21 protein-coding genes are annotated in these 24,595 nt (G+C 51.8%); 4 read left to right on the plus strand and 17 right to left on the minus strand.

Translation table 11 applies throughout. The features are described from left to right. The first annotated feature begins 250 nt into the window (after positions 1-250). Positions 251-745, plus strand: a complete 495-nt coding sequence (locus M987_RS16280; protein ID WP_014070200.1) for a putative pterin-binding protein — start codon at positions 251-253, stop codon at positions 743-745. Positions 746-762: 17 nt separating this feature from the next. Further along, positions 763-2,724, plus strand: a complete 1,962-nt coding sequence (locus M987_RS16285; RefSeq protein WP_014070201.1) for a putative bifunctional diguanylate cyclase/phosphodiesterase — start codon at positions 763-765, stop codon at positions 2,722-2,724. An 87-nt stretch (positions 2,725-2,811) separates the two neighbouring features. Here M987_RS16285 and M987_RS16290 read toward each other — a convergent pair whose 3' ends face one another. The 15 genes from M987_RS16290 to yajD all read right to left on the minus strand — a co-directional run bounded on the left by M987_RS16290 (position 2,812) and on the right by yajD (position 17,791). Continuing rightward, on the minus strand, positions 2,812-3,060 hold the full coding sequence (locus tag M987_RS16290; RefSeq protein WP_014070202.1) for a hypothetical protein: 249 nt from the start codon (positions 3,058-3,060) through the stop codon (positions 2,812-2,814). Continuing rightward, complete coding sequence (locus M987_RS16295; RefSeq protein WP_014070203.1) at positions 3,060-3,482, minus strand: DUF2778 domain-containing protein; 423 nt, start codon at positions 3,480-3,482, stop codon at positions 3,060-3,062. Before M987_RS16295 ends, M987_RS16290 begins: the two co-directional genes overlap by 1 nt. Beyond that, positions 3,448-3,849, minus strand: a complete 402-nt coding sequence (locus tag M987_RS16300) for an Hcp family type VI secretion system effector (protein WP_080562857.1) — start codon at positions 3,847-3,849, stop codon at positions 3,448-3,450. The genes M987_RS16295 and M987_RS16300 overlap by 35 nt, the downstream gene beginning before the upstream one ends. Positions 3,850-4,016: 167 nt before the next feature. Beyond that, positions 4,017-5,432: a DUF4832 domain-containing protein gene (locus M987_RS16305; RefSeq protein ID WP_014070205.1), complete on the minus strand. Its 1,416-nt coding sequence runs from the start codon at positions 5,430-5,432 to the stop codon at positions 4,017-4,019. Between the two features lie 6 nt (positions 5,433-5,438). Beyond that, positions 5,439-5,852 (minus strand): hypothetical protein, encoded by a 414-nt coding sequence (locus M987_RS16310; RefSeq protein WP_014070206.1) that lies wholly within the window; start codon positions 5,850-5,852, stop codon positions 5,439-5,441. Between the two features lie 11 nt (positions 5,853-5,863). Continuing rightward, positions 5,864-6,964, minus strand: coding sequence for a glycosyltransferase family 4 protein (locus M987_RS16315; RefSeq protein WP_014070207.1), 1,101 nt, complete (start codon positions 6,962-6,964; stop codon positions 5,864-5,866). Further along, the gene (locus M987_RS16320; RefSeq protein WP_014070208.1) at positions 6,961-8,175 is read right to left on the minus strand and encodes a glycosyltransferase family 4 protein; all 1,215 of its coding nucleotides are present in this window, start codon (positions 8,173-8,175) and stop codon (positions 6,961-6,963) included. Before M987_RS16320 ends, M987_RS16315 begins: the two co-directional genes overlap by 4 nt. Then, positions 8,156-9,181 carry a glycosyltransferase family 2 protein gene (locus tag M987_RS16325; protein WP_014070209.1) on the minus strand — a complete coding sequence of 342 codons (1,026 nt, stop codon included), beginning with the start codon at positions 9,179-9,181 and terminating at the stop codon, positions 8,156-8,158. Before M987_RS16325 ends, M987_RS16320 begins: the two co-directional genes overlap by 20 nt. Further along, complete coding sequence (locus tag M987_RS16330) at positions 9,174-10,556, minus strand: hypothetical protein (protein WP_014070210.1); 1,383 nt, start codon at positions 10,554-10,556, stop codon at positions 9,174-9,176. The genes M987_RS16325 and M987_RS16330 overlap by 8 nt, the downstream gene beginning before the upstream one ends. After that, positions 10,547-11,764, minus strand: a complete 1,218-nt coding sequence (locus M987_RS16335; RefSeq protein ID WP_014070211.1) for a lipopolysaccharide biosynthesis protein — start codon at positions 11,762-11,764, stop codon at positions 10,547-10,549. The genes M987_RS16330 and M987_RS16335 overlap by 10 nt, the downstream gene beginning before the upstream one ends. Positions 11,765-11,769: 5 nt before the next feature. Next, entirely contained in the window at positions 11,770-13,857 is a 2,088-nt protein-coding gene (locus tag M987_RS16340; protein ID WP_014070212.1) for a GumC family protein, read from the minus strand. Position 13,858: 1 nt separating this feature from the next. Continuing rightward, positions 13,859-14,413 (minus strand): polysaccharide biosynthesis/export family protein, encoded by a 555-nt coding sequence (locus M987_RS16345; protein WP_041162061.1) that lies wholly within the window; start codon positions 14,411-14,413, stop codon positions 13,859-13,861. Further along, positions 14,410-15,696, minus strand: a complete 1,287-nt coding sequence (locus M987_RS16350; protein ID WP_014070214.1) for an outer membrane beta-barrel protein — start codon at positions 15,694-15,696, stop codon at positions 14,410-14,412. The genes M987_RS16345 and M987_RS16350 overlap by 4 nt, the downstream gene beginning before the upstream one ends. Beyond that, positions 15,686-17,074 carry an undecaprenyl-phosphate glucose phosphotransferase gene (locus M987_RS16355; protein ID WP_014070215.1) on the minus strand — a complete coding sequence of 463 codons (1,389 nt, stop codon included), beginning with the start codon at positions 17,072-17,074 and terminating at the stop codon, positions 15,686-15,688. The genes M987_RS16350 and M987_RS16355 overlap by 11 nt, the downstream gene beginning before the upstream one ends. A 369-nt stretch (positions 17,075-17,443) precedes the next feature. Beyond that, positions 17,444-17,791: an HNH nuclease YajD gene (gene yajD / locus M987_RS16360; RefSeq protein WP_014070216.1), complete on the minus strand. Its 348-nt coding sequence runs from the start codon at positions 17,789-17,791 to the stop codon at positions 17,444-17,446. Between the two features lie 704 nt (positions 17,792-18,495). Here yajD and M987_RS16365 point away from each other — a divergent pair. Continuing rightward, entirely contained in the window at positions 18,496-19,035 is a 540-nt protein-coding gene (locus M987_RS16365; protein WP_014070217.1) for a DUF2058 domain-containing protein, read from the plus strand. Positions 19,036-19,042: 7 nt separating this feature from the next. Here M987_RS16365 and M987_RS16370 read toward each other — a convergent pair whose 3' ends face one another. Further along, positions 19,043-19,729 (minus strand): RluA family pseudouridine synthase, encoded by a 687-nt coding sequence (locus tag M987_RS16370; protein ID WP_014070218.1) that lies wholly within the window; start codon positions 19,727-19,729, stop codon positions 19,043-19,045. Between the two features lie 90 nt (positions 19,730-19,819). Next, on the minus strand, positions 19,820-20,425 hold the full coding sequence (gene azoR / locus M987_RS16375; protein WP_014070219.1) for an FMN-dependent NADH-azoreductase: 606 nt from the start codon (positions 20,423-20,425) through the stop codon (positions 19,820-19,822). Positions 20,426-20,629: 204 nt separating this feature from the next. On the opposite strand from azoR, the gene hrpA reads away from it, so the two are divergent. Next, entirely contained in the window at positions 20,630-24,532 is a 3,903-nt protein-coding gene (gene hrpA, locus M987_RS16380; RefSeq protein ID WP_014070220.1) for an ATP-dependent RNA helicase HrpA, read from the plus strand. The last annotated feature ends 63 nt before the right edge of the window (positions 24,533-24,595 follow it).

Here is a 24,595-nt window from a genome sequence, read left to right on the forward strand (position 1 = left end):
TAGACCATCATTGTACTACCTAAACTGGTGGCTTGTTTTTTGTACAGAAACACTAGGATTAATCGTACATCAAATAACAGTGCCGACATTTATTAATTAATATTTAAAAAATGACATGTTATAACTCATTGATTCTACTCGGTTAAAATGTTGTTGAACTTATTGCAACAAGATTAGCCAGGCAGCATATACTAAAGGCATGATATCTAAATTATAATCCTTTAACATCCGGTAGATAGGTGAGGTTAGAATGCGTTTAATTGTCATGTTGTTAAGCCTGGTAGTCGGCACTCAGGTCTGGGCTGGTGAACTTACCAAACCTACCGGTAAAGTCCTTTTAACCATGTCCGGTAAAATAGAAAATACCAATGAAAACGGCAAAGCCGTTTTTGATATCGCTACCCTTGAGAAACTGGGCGTGGTCAGCTTCCAGACTACGTCACCCTGGTATAATGGGCGTACGACTTTTACGGGTATTTCCATGCAAAAGCTCATGGATTATGTTGGGGCGAAAGGGACTGTTGTTAAAGTCACCGCGCTCAATGACTATACTACCGTTATCCCTCTCAGTGATTTCAAGAATTACAATGTGATCCTTGCTTTCAAAATCAATGGGGAATATATGCGTGTCCGTGATAAAGGTCCGTTCTTCATTGTGTATCCCTATGACAGTTTGCCTGAGCTGAATAATCAGATTTATTATTCACGTTCAGCATGGCAGGTCAGCCGTATGAGTATTGAGTAAGAGTTCAGAGGAGAATCATGAACAGAATACTGGCTGGCATCATATTTTCCCTTTTTATATCTACAGGGTATATATCGTTCCTTGTGCATGAAAGGCAACAAGAGTTGCAGACGCTGAGTCGCTACACCGACTCATGGTCTGCTGCCCAGCTGGTGTCAGAATATTACCGTTTTGAGTCATGGCTTGGTCTTTACACTTTTGTGGATACGATGGACCTCGATGACGTACGCCTGCGTCTCGACATTATGCTCAGCCAGAGTGATTTAATGAAAGGCGGCGATTTAGGGCATTATATAGACAGCAATAAAGAGCATCGTGAACTGGCTTTACAACTGCAAAGTACGCTTGAATATCTGGATGTTCATCTTGAGAAAATGAACCGTTCGGACATCAAAGAGTACCTGAAAGTCATGCATGAGCTTGACTCGCCGCTAAGCCGTCTCTCATCTGGTGCATTAGATAAAGATGTTAACTCGATTAATAATGCGAACCACAATATTCAAACGCTGTACTATATTTATTCGGCGACGTCGGTACTGCTAATAATACTCAGTGCGATATTAGGCGTGCTGATATTCTACCAAAACAGAAATATTCTGAAGGCGCATCTTCAGGTTAAAAGCCTTGCCGAAGAGTTGCAGAAATCGAAAGAAAAACTGCAAATCCAGAACACAAAACTGGAGTATGACGTCTACCACGACTCTCTCACCGAGATGAATAACCGCCATTTCTTCTGGGAAAATTTAACTAAAACCATCGAAGTGGCGAAAAAAGATAATCAGTCTGTGGTTGTCATGTTGTTTGATTTAGATCGATTCAAAGAGGTCAACGATACGTACGGGCACGATGCTGGTGATATTTTATTACGCCAGATCTCCCACCGTCTGGAGTCGATGAGCCTTGCTACAGATACGCTTTACCGCTTAGGTGGGGATGAGTTTGCATTTCTTTCGAGTGGCCTGACAGAAAGCCAGGCGGTTTCCCGCGCTCAAAAAATCTGCGAATTTATCAATCAGCCGTACACGATTTATAACACTATTATTAATATCACCACCTGTGTGGGTATTGTTATTTCAGACACGGAACGCCGATCTGACTTTCTGTATAAATTTGCCGATCTGGCGCTTTATGAAGCCAAAAATGAAGGTTCAGGAAAGATAAAAGTCTTCCGCCAGCGCATGTTAGACAAACTGCAAGAAAGCAGAACCCTCGAACATGATATGGCCATGGCAATCGTGAACAAAGAGTTCGTGGTTTACTATCAGCCTATTGTTGATTCATTTAGCCGGGAAATTTACAGCTATGAAGCCCTTATTCGCTGGATACATCCACTGAAGGGGATTCTGTCACCGGATAGCTTTATTCCGGTCGCTGAAAAAACAGGCATGATCAACGAGATGGGGAAATCGGTGCTCGAAATGGCCTGTCGGGAAGCCGCGACCTGGGCGGTTCCGGCGAAAATTTCAGTCAATGTCTCGCCTGTTCAGCTTAGCAGCAAAACTTTTGCCAGCGTGGTGCTGTCCATCCTGAAAGAAACAGGACTTCCGAATGAACGCCTTGAACTGGAAGTGACTGAGTCCTCTCTCTTTACGGAGAGCACGACGCCGATGAATACCCTTAGCAAGCTTAGATCTCTGGGGGTGAAAATCTCCATCGATGATTTTGGTACGGGATACTCTTCACTTTCGCGACTGAGTCGAATTGCCTTTGATAAGATCAAGATAGACAAGTCTTTTGTCCATACGCTTTCCACTCAGGAAGACGCCATTAACATTATCAAACTGATTACAGGCATGGCCAAATCACTGAATATGAAGGCTATTGCCGAAGGTGTTGAAACGCAGGAACAGCTGGAGAGTCTTCAGGCGCTGGGCTGCGATTTTGCACAAGGATATCTGTTTGGTAAACCTCAGCCTTATGTCGCAGGCGAGATACGCAACGGTTATCAGGAACAGTTAAACTGCGAACGTTTATCCTGAGCATGGGTTCATAGCTGCGTGTATTGCTGCGAAAAATGACCTGGGAGGGAAGAGGGACCCGGCCAGCGTGACCGGGTCAGTGGTGTTTCAGCCTTTCCGTTTTTTTAAAAAAATAAACGCAACTGCCCATACAAGCAGGAAAGTTATTGCTGCGCTTCCCAGAATGATGACATTGCTAATAATGCTGTCCCATTCGGCGCCGGGAACCGGGCCAGAGAAATCACTGTAAAATGCGAAAAGTTTGCCTTGAGGTACGAAAGCATACATCAGGATCAGAATAACCGCATAAACCAGGAATGATGCTGCCCACAATAGGGCAATATGGATCGCCTTCATCAGTAAACCTGTACCGTTCCGTAAGCCGTCAAAGCAGCTGTGACCTGCATTGTAGGCGTTCTCAATAAAGCTTCCCGTAAAATTGCAAAATGTGAAGGGCTGGGTAACGTGATACAACCTTCGCTAACTCCCATGTATCCCGCGGGATGTAACCTGAAGTGTCCTCGCTCGACGAGATCAATAAAAGTCCAGTCGTCAATTTTCCCGTCATCGCGATAGAGTGCGAACCAGATGGAACGGTCTGAACCACTATATTTCGTTGCAGCCCAGTCCTGTATCATCGTCCTGAGCCCTCCACTGGGACGGCTGACAATGTAATATTTTCCGGAAGGTAACGGGCCTTTGCTCGGTATACTCACTGAGTCCGGGTTGTTCCTGTATCTGCCCTCAAAACCTGAATATGCGGGGAAGAAACCCAGCATTTTTGCAGTTATGCATCAACGGGCAGATCGATACGACTTTGACGCCTTCCAGCAGCATGTTGAAGTATTCAACCTCCTGTCCTGCATCGTTAATGTGGTACCACTTAAATTCGGCACTATCTAGCGTTTGGCCTTTTGCGACAGCCTTATAAAGGTAGGGACTTGATGAATCGAACTCCTTTTCGAACGTCATTGCGCTATGAACTCGGTTACCTGTAATTTTACCCGTCATGTTGTCCGTGGGCAGATGCAGGCCGTGGGCAAAACTATGAATCTCAATACTACCTTCTCGATCCTGAACGTCGACAGAACCATTGATATCTGCGCCTCCATCGTCTTTAAGCCATAAATAAGCCGGAATAGCCATAACCACAATCTCCATTTGAGTTAAGTAATCCATGATTTTAATATGGCTATTGTTGGCTGTATACAGAATAAACAACAGCATAGCTCACTCGGTGCCACCCCCGTAAATTGAATGGTATGAACAGACAGACTCTGGGAATATCCTCACCTCATCGACTTTCTGTTGACTTACCTGATAGCAAAAGTGGCCATCTGATACCAGCCATCAGTGGTTTTCCCTTTGTTAGCAAGCTGGACTCGCGGTGCGCCCTGGGCATCGGTGATTGCCGTTTGCAGCGAATAATTGCCGGCGGGCAGGGAGGCAGGCAGCGCCAGCACCACGCGGCTTTGAATATCGCCCGGCAACCAGCGGCGGATATCATCCGGCGTTTTCTGCTTCAGAACGGTTGTGCCTGCGGCATTAACCACGCGCCACTGCACCGGATAAGCAAGATACGCCGGTGCAACGCCGTCATTACGCCAGTTAACGGTCAGCGTCAGCGGTTGCCCAATCTGAAGCGGGGTATCAAACGTCAGCTTATTCACCCGATAGCGATAGCCAATGCGCAGTAAGGCTTTATCAACAATGTCGCGGTATTCCGTGGGGATCGGTCGCGATTTGATATTCAGCGTACTGGCGTGCTGCTGCAACGCCCAATCGAAGGTCGCCTGGACTTCTGCGCGGGTATAGTGCTGCACGGTTTGCCATTCGGTCATATAGCCGCAAATCTCAAGGCTAACCGGCGCTCGTTTCCAGCTGTCGTTAAAGCCCGGCTCGGCGGCCTGCGCGGCAGCCAGACGCTGCGGGTAATCATCGCGCATGTGGCTCCACTCGGTTGAGAAATTACGCCAGTCGCCCCAGCAGTCCGCGCGCCAGCCAGCACCCCGGCGGCTGGCCCATGCCAGCGAGTCACCGCCGCTAATGAGCATCACTTTCGGGGTTTTCGGGAAGCTATCAAAATGCATATCGACATAACGATTGAGCTGCGCGGGCGTGTATTTATCCAGCAATTTCGGTACGTCAGGAAAGTTAGAGTTGTGCCATTCCCCCCACGAACCGACCATGCCGATATCAATAAATGCCAGCTCCGGGTTTCCATCGTAGCGTTTACCCATGGCGCCGATCAGTTTCTGTGCGTAGGCGATGAAGGTGGGGTCGCTGAGATCCGGCACGAAGGTTTTATGGTTCTCAACCCACTGTCCTTTAATGCCTTTGGTAATCAGCCATGCGGGGATTTTCGACCCGGTTAGCGGTTCATCAAGCGCCATAAAGCGCAGACCGACGTTCATCGCCGGCTGGTGTCTGGCGGCAACGGCGAAAGCGTTGTCGATGAGGGCGAAATTATAAACCCCTTCCTGTGGCTCCAGCTCGCTCCAGTAAAAACGCTCGTATTCAAAGCCGGTGTCGGGATACTGCGCAAGAGTAGGTTTTTGACCATAGCCGTCATGAAAACTGGCAACACCCATGCCCGGATTGGTCAACAGGCCGTCGAAGGCCAGAGGTGAAACCACCGTGGTGACAGCACCCGCAGGGCCTGACATCAGCAAACCCGCCAGCAGCAGTGCACGAAACAATGGCGCTTTACGCAGAGACGACATCGGCATTTTATTTCACCTTGTCATTTTGTCATGAAGGTCCATAAACCACGTCCAGATCCCAACGTGGAAATTGGTGAAGACATCGATGCCCAGTGCCGATTTCAGCATATAGAGTGCCAGCATAACCGACAGCAGGCAGAACAACACCGCGAGGGTAATGATCAGTGTAGTGAAGATGCGCCCAACCAGTGTGCTTTCGCGCGATACCTTGCGCAGATCCCGGCCAAAGAGAAACACCACGAAATAGCGGCGGTGGAGGAAAGGGAAACTATGGCGAAAATCGAGCCGGTGGCGCGTCGCCAGATTGGTATGGATCAGCGCCTGCTCAATTCCGCGCTTCTGTTCCGGGGTTAATGAGGTTTCGACCTCCTGATCAAGTGAGGCATAGAAGCGTTCGATAACCAGTTCTGCTGTAGATTTTGACACGTGTTACCCGTTTACGTTAGGCGCTGATACACTTGAGCGGTTTGAGCGGCAATTTCCGGCCAGCGGTACTTTGGCAGAAACTGGCTGTAATCCGCTTTCTCTCCTCCGACCCACTGCTGAAGCTTCTGCGTCAGGGCCGGAACATTACCGACCGGGAAATAGTCCGTGCGCGGCAGGCCAATTTCGAGGTTGGCCGGAATATCGCTGACAATGACCGGCAACGACCACGACATGGCCTCCAGCAGGGCGATTGGCAAGCCTTCATGGTAGGAGGGCAGGACGAATAACCCGGCCTGTGAGAACAACGTATGCAGCGTCGGGCCGCTAACAAAACCGGTCATAAAGATGTTCGGCGTGCTGAAGGCCTGTTTCTTTAGCCGTTCGCTGTACTCATCGGCGTGGTCGGCATCGCCAATCAGCACCAGTGGCGTCGCACAACCCGCCGCAGCATAGGCGGCTATCAGGTCGTGCAAGCCTTTCTCTTCCACAAAGCGTGCCACAGCAACAATATACTGACCCGGCTTAAGGGCGTGCCTTTGAAGGATCGTCGCCTGTTCTTCCGCGGATGGCAGCGCGGTCTGGCGGACACCGTTATAGATAACGTGGGCATTATGTCGGCCATGTTTGCGCTTAATCAGATTGTTGATGACTTCGGATATGACGATCACTTCATTGGCGTAGGTTACCGCCCATTTTTCGCCCAGCCGCAGCATCCCTTTACTGACTTTTCCCCATTTCTGCCGGTCATAATCCGGGCCGTGATGAGTAAACACAACGCGTTTCCCCAGCAGGCGCAGCAGCGGCACCACCAGTCCGGGGCCGATGGCGTGAACATGAACCACGCGGGAGCCGTCAAATAAGGTGCTGAGCGCCGCCAGGGTTGAGTGCACGATGGCCTCGAACTTACGGCTTTTCGGTGCCCATAAGCTCTTGAGTTTAACACCTTTATATTCACTGCGGCGATAGTTCACGTACGGCGACCGGGCCAGCACGCAGATCTCGGCGTTGCCCAGACGATAGATTTCCGGGTACAGATTCTGGCAGTGGGTTTCGACACCGCCCTGAATATTGGGAATGCCGCGGGTGCCCAGCACCGTCACGTTGGTTTTCATGTTGTCACTCCCACAAGTTGCTGATAAAGCGCCTGTAGTACCTGCATATGACGGGCAAGATCGTATTTTTCTTCCAGACGCTGGCGGGCACTCATCCCCATGTCACGCGCCCGTTGCGGGTCCGCTGCCAGTTGGTCCATCAGCTGAGCAAGCGCGTCGCTATTGCCAGGCTCCACCAGATAACCATCGACGTTGTCACGGATCTGTTCCGGAATACCGCCAATGTTGCCGCCGATCACCGGGCGGCCAAAGGCCATGGCTTCCAGTACCGACATTGAGCAGTTTTCGTAATATTCGGAAGGGACAATGACCGCACGGGCCTCGCGAATGAGGTTGTTCAGCGCCTCGCCGTGTTTCATATACCCGAGGAATTCCGGGCCACTGAAGCGGGCGCGCAGATCTTTACCAAGCGGGCCATCGCCGACGATTTTCAGCGGCATTTTCTGGGTCATTTTCTGCTGCGCCTGGGCAAGGGTCGACACGCCTTTTTCCCGGCTCAGGCGGCCGATATAGAGGAAATAGTCGCCCGCCGAGTCGCCAGGCACGGTGGTGCTGGCGTCAATACCGTTAACGATAACGTCGATGCGGGTGTGGGGAAGCTTACGCAGCAGCGTCTGGCGCATAAATTCGCTCGGCGCGATGATGCAATCGAGCATGGCGTAGTTTCTGGCGAACTTCTGCCAGTAGGCTTCCAGCGACAGCAGCAGGCTTTTAAAGGTATCGCCTTGCTGGCAGCGATGGCGGAACGCGTTGATGACTGACCCGGTCAGGCACTCTTCGCAGACGTGGCCGTCGCGCAGCATGGTGTAGGAGGGGCAGACGATTTTGTAATCGTGTGCGGTCAGTACCGTTTTACAGCCAAAGCGCTTAGCCACGCCAATGACGGCGGGCGTTATCTGATGATAGATATTATGAAAATGCACAATATCCGGCCGCTCGCGCAGCAGCAACGTGTTGAGCTTCGCACAGGCCTGCGAATTATAGATAAAATCCACCCCGGCCCTGACCCGGCCCATCACACCGTGACTGTCATGGTAATCGACATTCTGGACGAAAAATTCTTCCCACGGCGACGGTTTATTTTCCACGTGCTTCATGCTGAAGTCGACGACCTGGTAGCCGGATCGCAGCATGGCATCCCGCTCCTGGAAATAAACAGTTTCCGCGCCTCCTTTGATAAAGAAGAACTTGTTAACGAAGAGAATTTTCATTTTCAGTATCGATATGCTTTGGATTAAACACGGTCACCGCCGGGCGTTGCATCGGGTCACGGACTGCACGAGCCATCCCGCGCAACATCCCCGCTGAAAACATAAATAAGTTGATAACGCTCTGCACGCCGTCGCGAAGGGATCGGTTTTTGGCTGTTTTCAGAGCGATAAACGCCAGCAGTGGCAACAGCGCAATGGCGATAACCCTGGCGTTAAAAGTCAGCAGACAGACCAGCAAAATCAGCAGGTACAGGGTGAAAACCAGCTCATTACGCACAATGCGCAGCGCAGCCGGGAAATGGGCTTTGCCCCAGCAGCCGCGCAGCAGTTCACCTGGCGCACACAGGAAACGGTTCTTCCAGCGGTAGATCAGCATTTTGAAAGTCGGCATGGTGTAGGACGTGTGGCTAAAATAGGGCACATCCAGGCGGTGCAGCTTGTAGCCAGCTGCTCCCAGGCGGATGCCCAGCTCGGCCTCTTCGTAGGCGTGCAGGTTCAGGTTGGTCAGGTAGCCGACTTTTTCGATGGCTGAACGGCGATACAGTCCGCCTCCGCCTAAATGGTCAGTATCGCCGTGCGGGTAAATCAGGTGCAGGCGCTGCTTGCGTGATTTGAACTCGTAGTTAGAGGCATCATCCATCTCAACGCTACCGGCCACTCCTGCGTATTCAGGATGGGTTTCCAGAAATTCGACAGCGGTATCAAGAAAGCCCGGTTCAAGCTCCATATCGCCATCCAGCAGCAGCAGGTAATCGCCTTCACTATACAGCCAGCCGAGCTGGTGGCCGATACCGCAACTGCGATCGCTGATGTTATCCAGGCACACCACCATCACGTCTTTACCTAACGCGAGATCCCTCGTGTTATCTGTCGAGAGGCTGTCGGCAACAATGATTTGATGCGGATAGGGTTGCAGTTGCTTGCGGACGCTGTCGATCGTTTTCTCAATGCCCTGCGCTTCATTCAGGGTCTTAATGCTGACGGTAATAGAGGGTGTTTTATTCATGTTCGTTACCGGAGTTCAGACGGATAGTACGGTGGATGACGATAAGCGCCCCGAGGGCCACCCATAATAAAAACTGTAACATGGGGACAATCATCAGGATCTGGCTGTACGGCAGGCTGAGCAGGCAGCCGATGACAAAGACATAGTACGCCGGTGCCGAGCTGAGCAACTGGAGATCTTCACGATTAAGCTCCTGACGGGAAAAGGTCTCTTTTGGCCGCGTCGCCACGAGCACGGCGCCAATCATGCAGATAAACAGAATGATGCCAATAATGCCCACTTCCCACAGCAACATGCTTAAGGCTGTGGAGTCGAGGATCAGGTGATACCAGGCGCCGATATACCCCGGTGAAACTGTACTGCCGCTGTTCGTGGCGTTAAGACCGTAGCCGAACAGCATCCCACCCGGGCCGAAAAGATCGTTATGCTGGAGCCAGAAGAAGACGGTGGTGAAGCGCCCCAGCTCGCCGCTCGGCATGATGTAGTTGGCATCAAAAATATAACTCAGTGAATCAATAAACACCGAAAGCGCGCTGCGGGTAGGATCCCCGCCAAAGGCCGCTGAATAATTCGATGCCAGAACGGTAATGGCGATAAAAATTAACAGCGTCATCCCAACGGCGATAATCAGCAGCGAGCGCAGGCTGACGGCACTGACCCCACGCACATAGCCGGGCAGGATCCACAGCAGCGCCAGCAGGAAGGGCGACAGCAGGATAATGAATTTCACTTCGCCGACCACGCAAAGGAAGAAGCCCAGCGCAATGTGGATCACCAGCGATTTTAACGAGCAGATCCCGTGCTTATACTCCGATAGCTTCAGTAGCATGATCAGCAGGCAGAACGATCCCATTGCCGCGGTGTTGCCGCCGCCCATCGGGTCGCCGCCGAACGTGCCGACCACCGAATCCCACTTCTCATCCTCACCACGAAGCGCCACGCGCTGGGGAACGACAAAAATCACCTGATAAATCGCGACCGGGATCTGCACGTAGAAGATCCAGTAGAACAGCTGAGTCAGCCTGTGCAGCTGCGATTCGCGAACCATGCCAAGTAACATACAAAGCATCAGCAACGACAGCGCCAGCTCGTTTTTAAAACCGACGATGGTGGTCACGATGCCCGATTGCAGCACCGTAGAGACAAGTCCGAGGAAAATAAACGTCAGGTACAGCGCCAGTATCACCTTTTCGCGCCCGGTGAGCGTCAACGGCTGCGGACGGTTTTGCATCAGCAGTAATACCGCCATGACCAGCACCATAAAGAAGGGCAGCCACAGGATCGCCGCCACGCCGGTGAAGTACTGGACCGTGCCGCAGAAAACCAGAGTTATCAGAGCATAGGCTTCAAGGTAGCGGCCGGTATTTAGCTGCATATTTTCTGCTCCTGTACCCAGAGTGATTTTGCCCGCTGGTTCATTTTGATGAGAATGAACAGGTAGCGCACGCTGGTCAGCACCGAGAAGGTCAACAGCGCGATTTGATAGCCCACGCCAAATTTCGGCAGGGCGATAAAGGCGATGGCAATAATCAGCATCTGCTCAATCTGGATGCGCAGGAAGTAGCGCCGGGAGCCGAAAATCAGCTCAATGACCGTCAACGGGCTGACCGCCAGTGCAGCAAACAGATAGGGCAGCATATAGCGCGACGTCGGGATCGAGTTCAGCCACTCCTGGCTAAAGCCCAGACGCATCACCAGCGGATAGAAAATCCAGATGCCGAGAATACACACCACCGATGCCCCCATCAGCATCAGGCGCACCTTTTTATATTCCGGGTAGTTAAAGGTGTTGTGACGAAAATCCATCGACCATTTAGAGAAAATGGAGTTACGCACCGCGTTGCCAATGATCATCACCGGCGATAAACAGAAACGGCTGACCACCGAGAAATACCCGGCGACCAGCGGCGAGAACCAGATGTTAATCAGCATGGTCGGCAGGTTGTTGCTGGCCATCGCCAGTACCTCGGCGCTGCCAACGCGGCTGATATGCTGCCAGTGTTCGCGCAAGAAGCGGGCGTTAGTGCTCAGTGAAAAGTTGCTCAGCGTCAGGCTGCGGAAGTCAAACAGGCGGATCAGACAGCCACTTATCAGCAACAAAATGCCGGCCATCCACGCCAGATAGAACAGCATCGGGTTGGGCATCACCAGCAGGGCGACAGCCACAACCAGCGACACGGCGATACGCTGGAAGGTCAGGAACGGGTAATTCCCGCCGCGCAGCGACAGGTTTTCGGCAACCAGTACCAGCGCATAGCCGAAAGTCAGCAAATAGAGAAAGGCAATATTCAGGTTAAAGATAAGCCCGGTGATCACCGCCCAGGGGATAGCCATCACCAGGCTCTGTAACACACAAAACACCACGTTTTGCCCTAACTGGTGATCCTCCTGACGGGGGATCAGCAGCTGGGAGGCAAACATGCACACCTGCGCGCCGATCAGCACATTGCTGTAGATCATGGCGTAATGGCCGACCTCCGCCATCCCGTAACGATGCGAGATAAGCCAGACCGAAAAGGCGCCGATCAGCTGCGAAAGCACTGACGAACTGGCGATGGATGAAATGCTCCTGATGAGATTCATAATCGCTATTTCGGTGAAATAAGTTCGTGCATTTCACGATCGAGCAGACGTTTCCCTTCCTGCGTTTCCAGGTTCTCTTCTTTCACCTGGTTGAGCAGGAGCGTGACCGGTGCATCACCAGCGCGTTTAAAACGAAGCACCGCCTCACGAACACGCGCCGCCTGCTCGCCAGCTTTTACCACCAGCAGGTTAATGTCGCTCTGCGCCGCCAGCAGCAGGCTATCCTGCGCCAGGCTCAGTGCAGGCGTATCAATAACCAGCGTATCGTACGTCTGGTGCAGCGTTGCCAGCAGGGCAGGTAAACGTTCGGACGTCAGCAGCAGCAAGGAAGAGTCGTTCAGCTCGCCGCGCGCCAGGAAGTCCAGCTGGTCATCCAGTTTAACGATCGCCTGTTCTGCGGTGGCGGTGCCGTTCAGTAACTGGCTGAAGCCCAGTTTCTGCTGCGGATATTTCGCGGATAACCCTTTAGAGGCCAGATAATCGAGATCGATAAGCAGCGTTTTACGTGCCTTACTGGCGGAGCTGGCCAGCAGTTCGGCGATAAGTGAGCTGCCGAACCGGGGCTGGACCGAGGTCACCAGAATGGTCGCCGGCTTATCCCGGCGATTAAGCAACGCCAGGCGCAGGCTGTGGATCATGTCGGCATACTGGACGTTGTGGAAAATCTGTTTCGCACTTTCCACATTCTGCAGCTGCGGGAATTCACCGCTGGCGTCGAGAGCGGCTTTCGCTTTCAGTTCGCTGAGGCTATTCACGGTTTTGTCCATCGCGGTACTGACGATCAGGTACATGATGTACAGCGCCAGCGCCATCAGGGTAACCATCACAATAAGCAGGCCGCGCTGTGGTTTTGACGGGCGATCCGGTGGAACGGCAGCATCGTAAATCACCTCATCCGGCATCGAGAGATTCTCCGACAGCTTTTGCTCACTGGCGCGCTGGTACAGCGACTTATACAGCTCTTCGGTTTTGTTCAGCGCGGTGGTCATGGTGTTGTACTGATCACGCCTGGCACCGAGGGCCTGGAAGTTTGCTTTTTGCTCGTCGAGCATTTGCTGATAGTGCTGCTCATCGTCGAGCGCGATTTGATACTGCTGGCGCAGGCCGTTTGACAGCTCACCCAACACCTGACCGAGCTGGGCGCTCACCGCCTTCATTTGCGCCTGGGCCTGGAGATACTTCGGATGCTGCGGCCCATAGTGTTCCGCCGCATCGGAAAGCTCACGGCGCGTCTGGATCATGGCAATGCGCAGATCCTGAATCTGTGGATGACCAGATATTTCGGGCAGAGAGATAATCTGCTCAATCGGTTTGCCTTGCTGCTGGCGGACTTTGTCCCACTCGGTCTGTGCTTTCAGGCGGCGCTGGGTTGCATCGGCCAGGCGGTTTATCGCGATCCCCATGCGTTCGGTTTCATAACCATCCACGCCGCGGAAAGTCAGCAACCCATTTTGCCTGAGGAAGGTATCGATAGCTGCCTTTTGCTGATCCATTTGGCTTTTCAGATCGTCCTTTATTTTTTCGTTCGCGCTTTGCGCCTGAAGCAGGGCGTTTTTTTTCTGCTGCAAACTGTAATCAATAAAGGCCTGGGCAACGCCGTTGGCGATATCCGCGGCTTTTTGCGCTGATTTGGCTTCCACGGAAACGGAAACCAGTTGGGTGGATCGCACGCCAGAAATAGTCAGTTTCTTTTGTAGCGCCTGCACCGCGTTATCAATGCGCCCGGCTTCATCCTGTTTATCGCCCTCGTTAAACTCGGGATCCTCATACAGCTTTAATTGACGTACCGCGGCATCGAGTACCACGCGCGAACCCATTAATGCATATTTGGTTTCGTAGTAATCGTTGCGCGTGGAGTCGTAATTATCCAGGCGTGGCAGGGTAGTGATATCCGATGACTGCGCTTTAAACAGTACGGTTGCCGTCGCCGTATAGCTCGAGGACATTAAGCGAGTCAACATAAATGCCGCGACGGCGGCAACGATCACCACCACCAGGCACCAGATAAGCTTGTGCTTAATTTTGTTGAAATAAGGCGTGAAGTCGATAAAGCCTTCTTTCTTTTTTCCGTTTTCTACCAGTGAAATTGCCATATTAGAAGAAGCTCATGCCAATAATGATGGTATCTCCAGCCTGGATGGCGGAGTCTGCGGCGACGTTGTTCAGCAGCTGCCCGCTGCCAGACTGTCTAACTTGAATATCCTTTCGATCAGCGCGATCGGTAAAACCACCCGCCAGCGCAATGGCTTTTTCCGCCGTTAAGCCTGGCTCCCAGGCGTAGCCATCCGGTTTTTTCACTTCACCCAACAGGTACACTTTGCGGTATTCGGCGACGCTTACGGTGACCATCGGATTTTTCAGGTAGTTACCGCGCAGCTTATCAGCAATCTCTTTACTGACCTGTTCAGGAGACTTGCCTTTAAGTTGCATCACGCCAATAAACGGGTAATTAATGTTGCCGCTGTTATCGATTTTTACCCGCATGGACATATCCTGCTCGCCGGAAACGTTAATATTGACTTCATCGCCATGGTCCAGCAGGTAAACGGTATTCGGCTGTGTTTTGATGGTCTGCTGCGGGGTTGAGCATCCCGCCAGCAGCAGCGCCAGCAGCGGAAGCATCGCCAGATTCCTGTTTAAAAAGGTCATATTTGTACCTGCGTCATAAAAATAATGGCCGAATCGTCATAGCCCAGGGTGCGGTCAACTGCATGTGTGTAGTCCGGGCCAATATAAAAAGTATCCGTATCTTTATTGGAGTGCATGGTGTTCCATTGCAGCTTCAGCTTAAAGTTAATGGATGGACGAAAATCATAGTTAAAGGTCAACGACACCAGGTTTGACGTATCTTTTCGCTTATCACTCTGGTGCTTATAGTCTTCGGTAATATAGGAATAATCGATCAAGGTTGAAAAACGATCCACCACCCAGTGATGTTCGTAACCAATGCCTGTCGTCGATACCAGAATATATCCGCCAGAATCGGTTGGGTCTTTAATTCGCTGCGAGCTGTGCAGGTTAACGTTAACTTGCTCGAGCGGCGCCCAGTCAGCGGTAATATCCCAGTTCAGGCCGTTAAAACCCTGCGAATTCGGGTTATGGTTAAACTCTTTGTACAGCCAGGCAATGTTAGCGTTGATCTCCGTTTTCCCCGTCAGCCGGTTTTTCATACCGAACAGCAGGTAATATTCATTGCTGTCTTTCAGCTCATTGAGCTCGTAACGCCGCTGATTAGTAATAAAGCTGTAGCGGTAGCGGAGCGTTTTTGCTTTCTGGTCGAACACGTCGGCCACCAGGCTGTCTTCATGCCACTCCTGATCGCGCATGTAGTAGCCGAAGTCATCACTGGCATCTTTGATGCTGTTGATATCGCGAAAACGCAGTTGCTTATGCTGTAGCGCAAGTTCTGCCTTCCCGCGACCCTCTGGCGCACCGTAGCTGTAGCGTAACTCGCTGTTGAAAAAGCGGGTGCCGATAGGCTTATCGATGCCAAATTCTTTAAATTGAGCGGGCAAAAAGCCTTCGGTGGTATCGCGTCCGCGCTCTTCATGACTCAGCGTTTCTTCCAGGTCAAGCGCCAGTCCATGCATGTCACCAAAGCGCCAGCTCCCGTTGAACATGAAATAATGGTTGTTGCGATTATCCGCACTATCGTTGTCGTAGTAACGATAATCACCGGAGTACATCAGCAAGTACCGATCGTCCTGGCGTTCGCCCATCGCTTTCACAACAGGTTTAATGTTCTGGTAGCTTGAGCCTATGGCATCCTGGCTGTCGTGCTGCCAGGTCACGTTATCATCGTAGCCAATGTCATAGCCCAACTGGCTCTCGAAATCGATGCCAGCGATACCGGTGTGCGGTTTTGCCTGGAGGTCGGCATGTGCGTAAGGCACAGAGAGCAGACCGGCCAGGATAGCGAACCTAGAACGCATTTTTTCCCACAAAGCCCCGTAAGAAGGTCAAAATTATGATTTTAAGATCGAGGAACAGCGACCACGACTGGATATAGTCCAGGTCGAACTGAATGCGCTTTGCCATTTTATCCAGCGTATCGGTTTCGCCACGGAAACCGTTGATTTGCGCCAGCCCTGTTATCCCCGGTTTTACCTTATGGCGAATCATGTAGTTTTCGACCAGTACGCGATACTGCTCGTTATGCGCCACCGCGTGCGGGCGTGGGCCGACAATCGACATCCGTCCCTGAAGGACGTTGAAAAACTGTGGTAGCTCATCGAGTGAGGTTTTACGTAAAAATGCACCAAACCGGGTAATTCGCGGATCGTTGCGGGTTGCCTGCGTCACGATGGTGCTATTCTCCATTACCCGCATGGTTCTGAATTTCCACACCTCGATTTGCTTACCGTTCAGGCCATAGCGGGTCTGTTTAAACAGAATCGGGCCGGGGGAGGTGACTTTGATACCAATAGCCACCAGGATCATGACCGGCAGGCTGATCAGGGTAAAGAAGAACCCAAGGATCATATCTTCGATGTACTTGATGATGGCCCCTTCGCCGTCAAACGGGGAGGTGAAGATACTGATGGTTTGCAGGTTACCGAACATGCGTAGCTGGGAAATATGCGGGCTGTATGAGAACAGATCCGGCACCAGAAACACATCCACGGTCGTGTCCGAGAATTCGTTGAGAAACTGCTTGATGCGCTGGCGGGCGACCATGGGCAGCGCAATATAAATTTCGTCGATTTCGCCTGCTTTCGCCAGAGCCAGCAGATCGCTGCGGGTGCCGTGACGTTCGATGCCGGTAAGCGCGCTTTCGCGCTGGTTGTTGCGGTCTTCAAAATAGGTAATGGTGAAGCCACGCTGCGAATACTCTTTTTGTAGCGCGTTTTTAATGGCCAGGCCCGCTGGTGTAATGCCAAGGATCGCAACGCGTAACGGCGAGTTAAAGAGATAATAAGAACTGATTACACGGACCAGGAATACAATTAAAAATATAAACACCGAACATTTTGCCAGACTCTCGGCCAGCAGGATAAAATTCTCCACGGGTTGCTTATTGATAAGTTTTTCGGCAATTGCGAAAAATAAAAACGAGACAATACTGCTCAGGGAGACGCTTAAAATGAGAGCCAGTGACTTAGTAAAATAACGACCTTTCAGTTCTCCGGTGTAAAGATGAAAATATTCATTAATACGAATAAATACCAATGAAAAGATGATGCCCAGCAGCGCGCTGGCCGTGGTGGGGTCAGTATAAAAATACGTTAAATAGGTAAAAACCAGAATGTTGACCGTAAAAAAATCCAGTAGTTTTATCAACTTACTATAGCGTGAGTTATAAATTTTCATATTGTTATCTGTCTTTTTTTACTCGTTTAATGGCGTTAATTAAACATCGATATGTTTTTTTCCAACCAACCCAAAACGCACGAGAAGCATCCACAGCTACAATAAAATTCTACTATTCATCACATTAGACCATGGTCTGAGGGATGTCGAGATAGCACAAACAAAAAACATGCCGCCTTTAAACTTTCGCTGAGGGGATTATTCAATTATTTAAAAAGTATGAAGGTAAAGCAGTATTGAGGCGGGATAATGCGGGATCTCGTCCCGTTGAGCTGGCTGCACCAACGGGATGTGGCTACCGGAACGGCCCGGCAGGGAGTTCTATTTTCCTCTCCCCCCAGGATGGGCCGACGAACGCAACACGCGATATTATTTTTTCTTATTGAGCATCGCCTTTAAATCAGCGAAGGGATTATAGGTTGCCTCGCCGACATCTTTTTGCGCGTCTTCACCCGCCACAACGGTGGTGCCGTACTGGTCAGCTTCGGTGTACTTAGAGTGTTCGTGGTCGTGGCAAAACAGACACAACAGCTCCCAGTTACTGCCGTCTTCTGGATTGTTGGTATGGTCGTGATCGATGTGGTGCACCGTCAGTTCGCGCAGGTTTGAATAGACAAACTCCCGCGAACAACGCCCGCATACCCAAGGGTAGATTTTAAGCGCTTTTTCACGATAGCCGCTTTCCAGCCGCGCGTAGTTTTTGGGGATCAAAGCCATTGCCAATGTTACCTGCTAAAAAGAGTGGGGTTCATAATATATCCCAGAATGGAAAGAAGGAGAATAAGCGTGATGCCAGCCTGCGCACGTTGTCTCTTTTGCAGATCGTCAGGCGTGAAAATCACACCGCTTAAGTAATAACCTGGGGTTAAGATTTTTGACGAGTGAGCGCACCAGTTTTTTACACTGGAATTAAGTGACAGGTGTTGTTGTTTATGTGGTTAATGGATCGCTGGAGACGTCATTTATTTGGATTGTCTTTTTTGACTGGCTTATTTAAACGTATAAAAATATCACCAGAATTAACTTTTAACAATTCAAAAATATATTATCATGCTGTTTAACAGAGTGTGATAACGCGTGGGGTCTGGTGTGTTTTATGTTCCTCTTAAACTATTGTTGAAGCAGGCTATGAATAACGGAATGAATCATAAAGCTGGAAAAGGAACGATAAGAGAGAAGCTGGATCAGCAATCTTATTTAAAAAACCAAAAAGTTCTGGGGACATGTTTAATGTGTCTGCTTAGCACTGCAGTGATATATGGTGCATTATTGATGATTTTTCATTTGCTGTGATCTCCTGAACAAGTTCTGCTGGCCGGTTTTTGGCCATCCACGCCTCCGATCAACGCCTCCGACGTGGCACTCGCTGACCGATCCCCTGTATAATCTCCCGAAATTCTCCAACCGGTTTAGAAACGAACATGACAAAACTCACCTTACAAGAGCAGATGCTGAAAGCGGGCTTAGTGACCAGCAAGAAAATGGCCAAAGTCCAGCGCACGGCAAAAAAATCACGCGTTCAGGCTCGCGAGGCGAGAGAAGCGGTAGAAGAGAACAAAAAAGCGCAGATCGAGCGTGATAAGCAGTTGAGCGAGCAGCAGAAACAGGCTGTTTTAGCGAAAGAGTTTAAAGCTCAGGTCAAGCAGTTGATTGAAATGAACCGAATTTCAGTCTCAAGAGGCAATATCACCTTTAACTTTACCGACGGCAATCTGATCAAAAAGATTGAGGTGGATAAGCAAACCCAGGCGCAGCTGATTAACGGCCGCCTCGCCATTGCGCGCCTGGTGATCAACGCCAACGGTGACTGTGAATACGCGATTATCCCGGCGGTTGTCGCCGATAAAATTGCCCAGCGTGATGCGGACAGCATTGTGCTGAACAGCGCGTTGAGTCAGGAAGCGGAAGATGAAGACGATCCGTATGCAGATTTCAAAGTCCCTGACGATTTGATGTGGTAAGCCTTATCTAAAACGGGCTGGCGTTACGCGCCTTTATCAATTCCCCGGTGACCGGATGAACAAAATCCAGTCCACTGGCGTGTAGCATCAGCCTCGCGGTACTTTCAGTGCCTGGCAATGTAAGTCCTCCGTACAAATCACAGCCTAAAATAGGGTGTCCTGTCTGCTGGCAGTGAATGCGCAGCTGGTGGGTGCGCCCGGTTTCCGGGATAAGCTCAACCCGCGTTAACGGCAGTTCCGTACCCTGATAAAAACGCGCGATAACCCGATATCGGGAGCGGGCCGGTTTGCCGGTGACAGCGCAAATCGACATCAGTGGGAACAGCGCCGGATCTTTGGCAATCGGCGCATCGATTACCCCTTCATCGTCTTCCATATGCCCGCAAAGCAGGGCGGTATACACCTTGCTGACGGCACGCTGGCTGAACTGGTTGCAAAGCGCCGCGTTGATGGCTTTATTGCGGGCGATCACCATTAATCCTGATGTGCCGAAATCCAGGCGATGCACCAGCGTGCAGCCAGGGAAAATTTTTACCAGCCGGTAATGGACGGAATCGAGGTTCTGCGGATTTTTACCTGAAAGGCTAAGCAAACCGGGAGGTTTATTGATAAGTACAATGTGCTCGTCCTGCCAGAGGATCTCTATCTCATCGAGACAAGGTGGCGCTATAAAATTATCGACAATGACAGACATCAGGCTACCCGGCTTAAGAGTGGGAGCGGATGATAGCGAAATACGGGGGAAAATAAAAACCCTCCCACCTGGCGGTGAGAGGGCTAAATCTTATGCTGCTACGAAACCGTCGATGGCGGCTTTCGCGTCAGACTGTGCTTTGGTCGCCACTTCCGGACCGTAAGCGATACCTTCAGCGAACACGAAGTTCACGTCGGTGATACCGATGAAGCCCAGGAAAACGCTCAGGTATGGGGTCACCAGGTCAGTTGCGGTATCTTTATGGATACCACCACGGCTGGTCAGCACAACCGCACGTTTGCCTTTCACCAGACCTTCAGGGCCTTTTTCGGTGTAACGGAAGGTTACGCCAGCACGCGCCACCAGGTCGAAGTAGTTCTTCAGCTGGGTTGGGATGTTGAAGTTGTACATTGGGGCGTTGATCACGATAACGTCGTGAGCTTGCAGTTCAGCAATCAGCTCATCAGACAGCGCCAGCGCTTCCTGCTGACGTGGAGTCAACTGAGCATCGCTCGGACGCAGTGCGCCAACCAGTTCACCGTCCAGCACAGGGATCGGGTTAGCCGCCAGGTCACGCACGGTGATTTCGTCAGCGGAATGCTGTTCACGCCACTGTTCAACGAAATAGTCGGACAGCTGACCAGACTGAGAGTACCCTGCCAGAATACTGGATTTCAAAACTAATACTTTGCTCATGGGTGATTCCTGTTGTGCATTTGATTGAAGGGGGTTGCCCCGTTGCTTGTTGACACTCTATTCACAATCCTGTCGCAGGGATAGCGCAATATATCGAATCCTATGTTCGATTTTTTTGAATAAGGCGACCAAAGCCGCGATGTGGTAATCTATACCAATCATTAAAATGAGATTTTACCAGGCAGAGCACTGCCCGTTAACGCTATGACAGAACAACAAAAATTATCCTTCCCGATGCTCCTGCAACAGCTCGATTCCCTGATGCTGCGGGACAAACAGCGTTTTGCCCGCCGTCTGCATGGCGTGAAGAAGGTTAAAAATCCTGATGCACAGCAGGCCATTTACCAGGAGATGGCGCAAGAGATTGAACAGGCCGCAGGGAAAGTTGTGCTGCGTGAAGCCGCGCGTCCGGGGATCACATACCCGGAAAACCTCCCTGTCAGCCAGAAGAAACAGGACATCCTCAACGCTGTCCGTGACAATCAGGTCGTGATCGTCGCCGGGGAAACGGGTTCAGGGAAAACCACGCAGCTGCCAAAAATCTGTATGGAGCTGGGGCGTGGGGTGAAAGGGCTGATTGGCCATACGCAGCCGCGTCGTCTGGCGGCGCGTACCGTGGCGAACCGTATTGCCGAAGAGCTGCAAACGGAGCCGGGCGGTTGCATCGGTTACAAGGTGCGATTCAGCGATCACGTCAGCGACAACACCATGGTGAAGCTGATGACTGACGGTATTCTGCTGGCGGAAATCCAGCAGGATCGTCTGCTGATGCAGTACGACACCATCATCATCGATGAAGCGCATGAACGCAGCCTGAATATCGACTTCCTGCTCGGTTATCTGAAAGAGTTGCTGCCGCGCCGCCCGGATCTGAAAATCATCATTACTTCCGCGACCATCGATCCGGAACGTTTCTCGAAGCATTTCAACAATGCGCCGATTATCGAAGTCTCTGGCCGTACTTTCCCGGTGGAAGTGCGTTATCGCCCGATTGTTGAAGAGGCGGATGATACCGAACGCGACCAGTTGCAGGCTATTTTCGATGCCGTCGATGAGCTGGGGAACGAAAGCGCGGGCGATATCCTGATCTTTATGAGCGGCGAGCGCGAAATCCGTGATACCGCCGACGCGCTAAGCAAGCGTGACCTGCGCCACACCGAGATCCTGCCGCTGTATGCCCGTCTGTCGAACAGCGAGCAAAACCGCGTATTCCAGGCCCACAGCGGGCGTCGCATCGTGCTGGCAACCAACGTGGCGGAAACGTCACTGACCGTGCCTGGCATTAAATACGTTATCGACCCGGGTACGGCGCGTATCAGTCGCTACAGCTACCGCACGAAAGTGCAGCGCCTGCCGATTGAACCGGTTTCCCAGGCCTCTGCGAATCAGCGTAAAGGGCGTTGCGGCCGTGTATCGGAAGGGATCTGTATTCGTCTTTATTCTGAAGACGATTTCCTCTCGCGCCCGGAGTTTACCGACCCGGAGATCCTGCGTACCAACCTGGCGTCCGTCATTCTCCAAATGACCGCGTTAGGGCTGGGCGATATTGCCGCGTTCCCGTTTGTGGAAGCGCCGGATAAACGCAACATTCAGGACGGCGTGCGCCTGCTGGAAGAGTTAGGTGCCATCACCACTGACGAACAGGCTACGGCGTATAAACTGACCCCGCAGGGGCGTCAGCTCAGCCAGTTGCCTGTTGACCCGCGCCTGGCACGTATGGTGCTGGAAGCGCAAAAACATGGCTGCGTGCGTGAAGCGATGATTATCACCTCGGCGCTCTCCATTCAGGATCCGCGCGAGCGTCCGATGGATAAGCAGCAGGCATCCGATGAGAAACACCGCCGTTTCCACGACAAAGAGTCTGATTTCCTCGCCTTTGTGAACCTGTGGAACTATCTGGGCGAGCAACAGAAAGCACTGTCATCTAATCAGTTCCGTCGTCAGTGCCGGGTTGATTTCCTTAACTATCTGCGCGTACGTGAGTGGCAGGATATCTACACCCAGCTGCGCCAGGTGGTGAAAGAGCTGGGTATCCCGGTGAACAGCGAGCCGGCTGAGTACCGCGAAATTCATATTTCACTGCTGACGGGCCTGCTGTCCCATATCGGGATGAAAGACGCCGATAAGCAGGAATTTACCGGTGCGCGTAACGCCCGTTTCTCCATCTTCCCTGGCTCGGGTTTATTCAAAAAACCGCCGAAGTGGACCATGGTGGCCGAACTGGTGGAAACCAGCCGCCTGTGGGGGCGTATTGCTGCTCGCATCGATCCAGAATGGGTTGAGCCGGTTGCCCAGCACCTGCTGAAGCGCTCCTACAGCGAACCGCACTGGGAGCGCGCGCAGGGCGCGGTCATGGCGACCGAAAAAGTGACCGTTTATGGCCTGCCGGTCGTGGCGGCACGTAAGGTTAACTACAGCCAGATTGACCCGGCGCTGTGCCGCGAGCTGTTTATTCGTCATGCGCTGGTTGAAGGCGACTGGCAGACGCGCCACGCGTTCTTCCGCGACAACCTGAAACTGCGCGCTGAAGTGGAAGAGCTTGAACATAAATCCCGCCGCCGCGACATTCTGGTGGATGACGATGCGTTGTTCGAATTTTATGACCAGCGCATCAGCCACGACGTGATTTCTGCGCGTCACTTCGACAGCTGGTGGAAGAAAGCCAGTAAAGAGACGCCAGACCTGCTCAACTTTGAAAAGAGCATGTTGATCAAAGAAGGGGCGGAGTCGGTCAGCAAGCTGGACTATCCGAACTTCTGGCATCAGGGCAACCTGAAACTGCGTTTGACCTACCAGTTTGAGCCAGGGGCGGACGCCGACGGTGTGACGGTACATATCCCGCTGCCGCTGTTAAACCAGGTGGATGAAAGTGGTTTTGAGTGGCAGATCCCCGGCCTGCGTCGTGAGCTGGTGATTGCCCTGATTAAGTCGCTGCCAAAACCGGTGCGCCGTAATTTTGTTCCGGCACCGAACTATGCCGAGGCATTTTTGGGCCGTGTTACGCCGCTTGAGCTGCCGCTGCTGGAATCGCTGGAACGTGAATTCCGACGTATGACCGGCACGACCATCGACCGCGACGACTGGAACTGGGATCAGGTGCCCGATCACCTGAAAATCAGCTTCCGCGTGGTGGACGATAAAAACAAAAAGCTTCAGGAAGGGCGTTCCCTGACGGAGCTGAAAGATGCGCTCAAAGGCAAGGTGCAGGAAACCCTGTCTGCCGTAGCCGATGACGGTATCGAGCAGAGCGGGCTGCATATCTGGAGCTTTGGTCAACTGCCGGAAAGCTACGAGCAGAAACGCGGAAATTACAAGGTGAAGGCCTGGCCTGCGCTGGTGGATGAACGTGACAGTGTCGCGATTAAGCTGTTTGATAATCCGCTTGAGCAGCAGCAAATGATGTGGCGTGGTTTACGCCGCCTGCTGCTGTTAAACATTCCGTCGCCGATTAAGTATCTGCACGAAAAACTGCCGAACAAAGCCAAGCTGGGGCTCTACTTTAACCCATACGGTAAGGTGCTGGATCTGATTGACGACTGCATCTCCTGCGGTGTGGACAAGCTTATCGACGAGGCGGGCGGCCCGGTGTGGACGGAAGAGGCGTTTGCGAAACTGCACGATAAAGTGCGCGCAGAGTTGAATGACACCGTGGTCGACATCGCCAAACAGGTAGAGCAGATCCTGACGGCCGTGTTCAATATCAACAAACGCCTGAAAGGGCGCGTGGATATGACTATGGCACTGGGGTTGTCGGACGTAAAAGCTCAGATGGCGGGGCTGGTGTACCGTGGTTTTGTTACGGGCAACGGCTTTAAGCGTCTGGGAGACACGCTGCGCTATCTGCTGGCGATTGAAAAACGCCTTGAGAAGCTGGCAGTGGATCCGCATCGCGACCGCGCGCAAATGCTGAAAGTGGAAAGCGTACAGCAGGCCTGGCAGCAGTGGCTCAACAAACTGCCGCCAGCCCGCCGTGACGATGAAGACGTTCAGGCGATCCGCTGGATGATTGAGGAATTACGCGTTAGCTTCTTCGCTCAGCAACTGGGTACGCCGTATCCGATCTCGGATAAGCGTATTTTGCAGGCGATGCAGCAGATTTCAGGTTAAAACGTGTTTCACTCTCTCCCTGTGGACTAAGGGTTCCCCAGTAATGTTTGTCTTTATTCAGCG

It is taken from the genome of Enterobacter soli ATCC BAA-2102 (assembly GCF_001654845.1).
Taxonomy (GTDB): Bacteria; Pseudomonadota; Gammaproteobacteria; order Enterobacterales; family Enterobacteriaceae; genus Enterobacter; species Enterobacter soli.

Bases quoted from the DNA above. Each gene is read 5' to 3' on its own strand.
- M987_RS16285 (WP_014070201.1), top strand. From the start codon at position 763: ATGAACAGAATACTGGCTGGCATCATATTTTCCCTTTTTATATCTACA.
- M987_RS16345 (WP_041162061.1), bottom strand. From the start codon at position 14,413: ATGACCTTTTTAAACAGGAATCTGGCGATGCTTCCGCTGCTGGCGCTG.
- M987_RS16295 (WP_014070203.1), bottom strand. From the start codon at position 3,482: ATGCTGGGTTTCTTCCCCGCATATTCAGGTTTTGAGGGCAGATACAGG.
- M987_RS16370 (WP_014070218.1), bottom strand. From the start codon at position 19,729: ATGTCTGTCATTGTCGATAATTTTATAGCGCCACCTTGTCTCGATGAG.
- M987_RS16365 (WP_014070217.1), top strand. From the start codon at position 18,496: ATGACAAAACTCACCTTACAAGAGCAGATGCTGAAAGCGGGCTTAGTG.
- M987_RS16320 (WP_014070208.1), bottom strand. From the start codon at position 8,175: ATGAAAATTCTCTTCGTTAACAAGTTCTTCTTTATCAAAGGAGGCGCG.
- M987_RS16315 (WP_014070207.1), bottom strand. From the start codon at position 6,964: ATGAAAACCAACGTGACGGTGCTGGGCACCCGCGGCATTCCCAATATT.
- M987_RS16305 (WP_014070205.1), bottom strand. From the start codon at position 5,432: ATGCCGATGTCGTCTCTGCGTAAAGCGCCATTGTTTCGTGCACTGCTG.
- M987_RS16300 (WP_080562857.1), bottom strand. From the start codon at position 3,849: ATGGCTATTCCGGCTTATTTATGGCTTAAAGACGATGGAGGCGCAGAT.
- M987_RS16290 (WP_014070202.1), bottom strand. From the start codon at position 3,060: ATGAAGGCGATCCATATTGCCCTATTGTGGGCAGCATCATTCCTGGTT.
- azoR (WP_014070219.1), bottom strand. From the start codon at position 20,425: ATGAGCAAAGTATTAGTTTTGAAATCCAGTATTCTGGCAGGGTACTCT.
- M987_RS16335 (WP_014070211.1), bottom strand. From the start codon at position 11,764: ATGAATCTCATCAGGAGCATTTCATCCATCGCCAGTTCGTCAGTGCTT.
- M987_RS16355 (WP_014070215.1), bottom strand. From the start codon at position 17,074: ATGAAAATTTATAACTCACGCTATAGTAAGTTGATAAAACTACTGGAT.
- M987_RS16350 (WP_014070214.1), bottom strand. From the start codon at position 15,696: ATGCGTTCTAGGTTCGCTATCCTGGCCGGTCTGCTCTCTGTGCCTTAC.
- M987_RS16325 (WP_014070209.1), bottom strand. From the start codon at position 9,181: ATGAATAAAACACCCTCTATTACCGTCAGCATTAAGACCCTGAATGAA.
- yajD (WP_014070216.1), bottom strand. From the start codon at position 17,791: ATGGCTTTGATCCCCAAAAACTACGCGCGGCTGGAAAGCGGCTATCGT.
- M987_RS16280 (WP_014070200.1), top strand. From the start codon at position 251: ATGCGTTTAATTGTCATGTTGTTAAGCCTGGTAGTCGGCACTCAGGTC.
- M987_RS16340 (WP_014070212.1), bottom strand. From the start codon at position 13,857: ATGGCAATTTCACTGGTAGAAAACGGAAAAAAGAAAGAAGGCTTTATC.
- M987_RS16330 (WP_014070210.1), bottom strand. From the start codon at position 10,556: ATGCAGCTAAATACCGGCCGCTACCTTGAAGCCTATGCTCTGATAACT.
- hrpA (WP_014070220.1), top strand. From the start codon at position 20,630: ATGACAGAACAACAAAAATTATCCTTCCCGATGCTCCTGCAACAGCTC.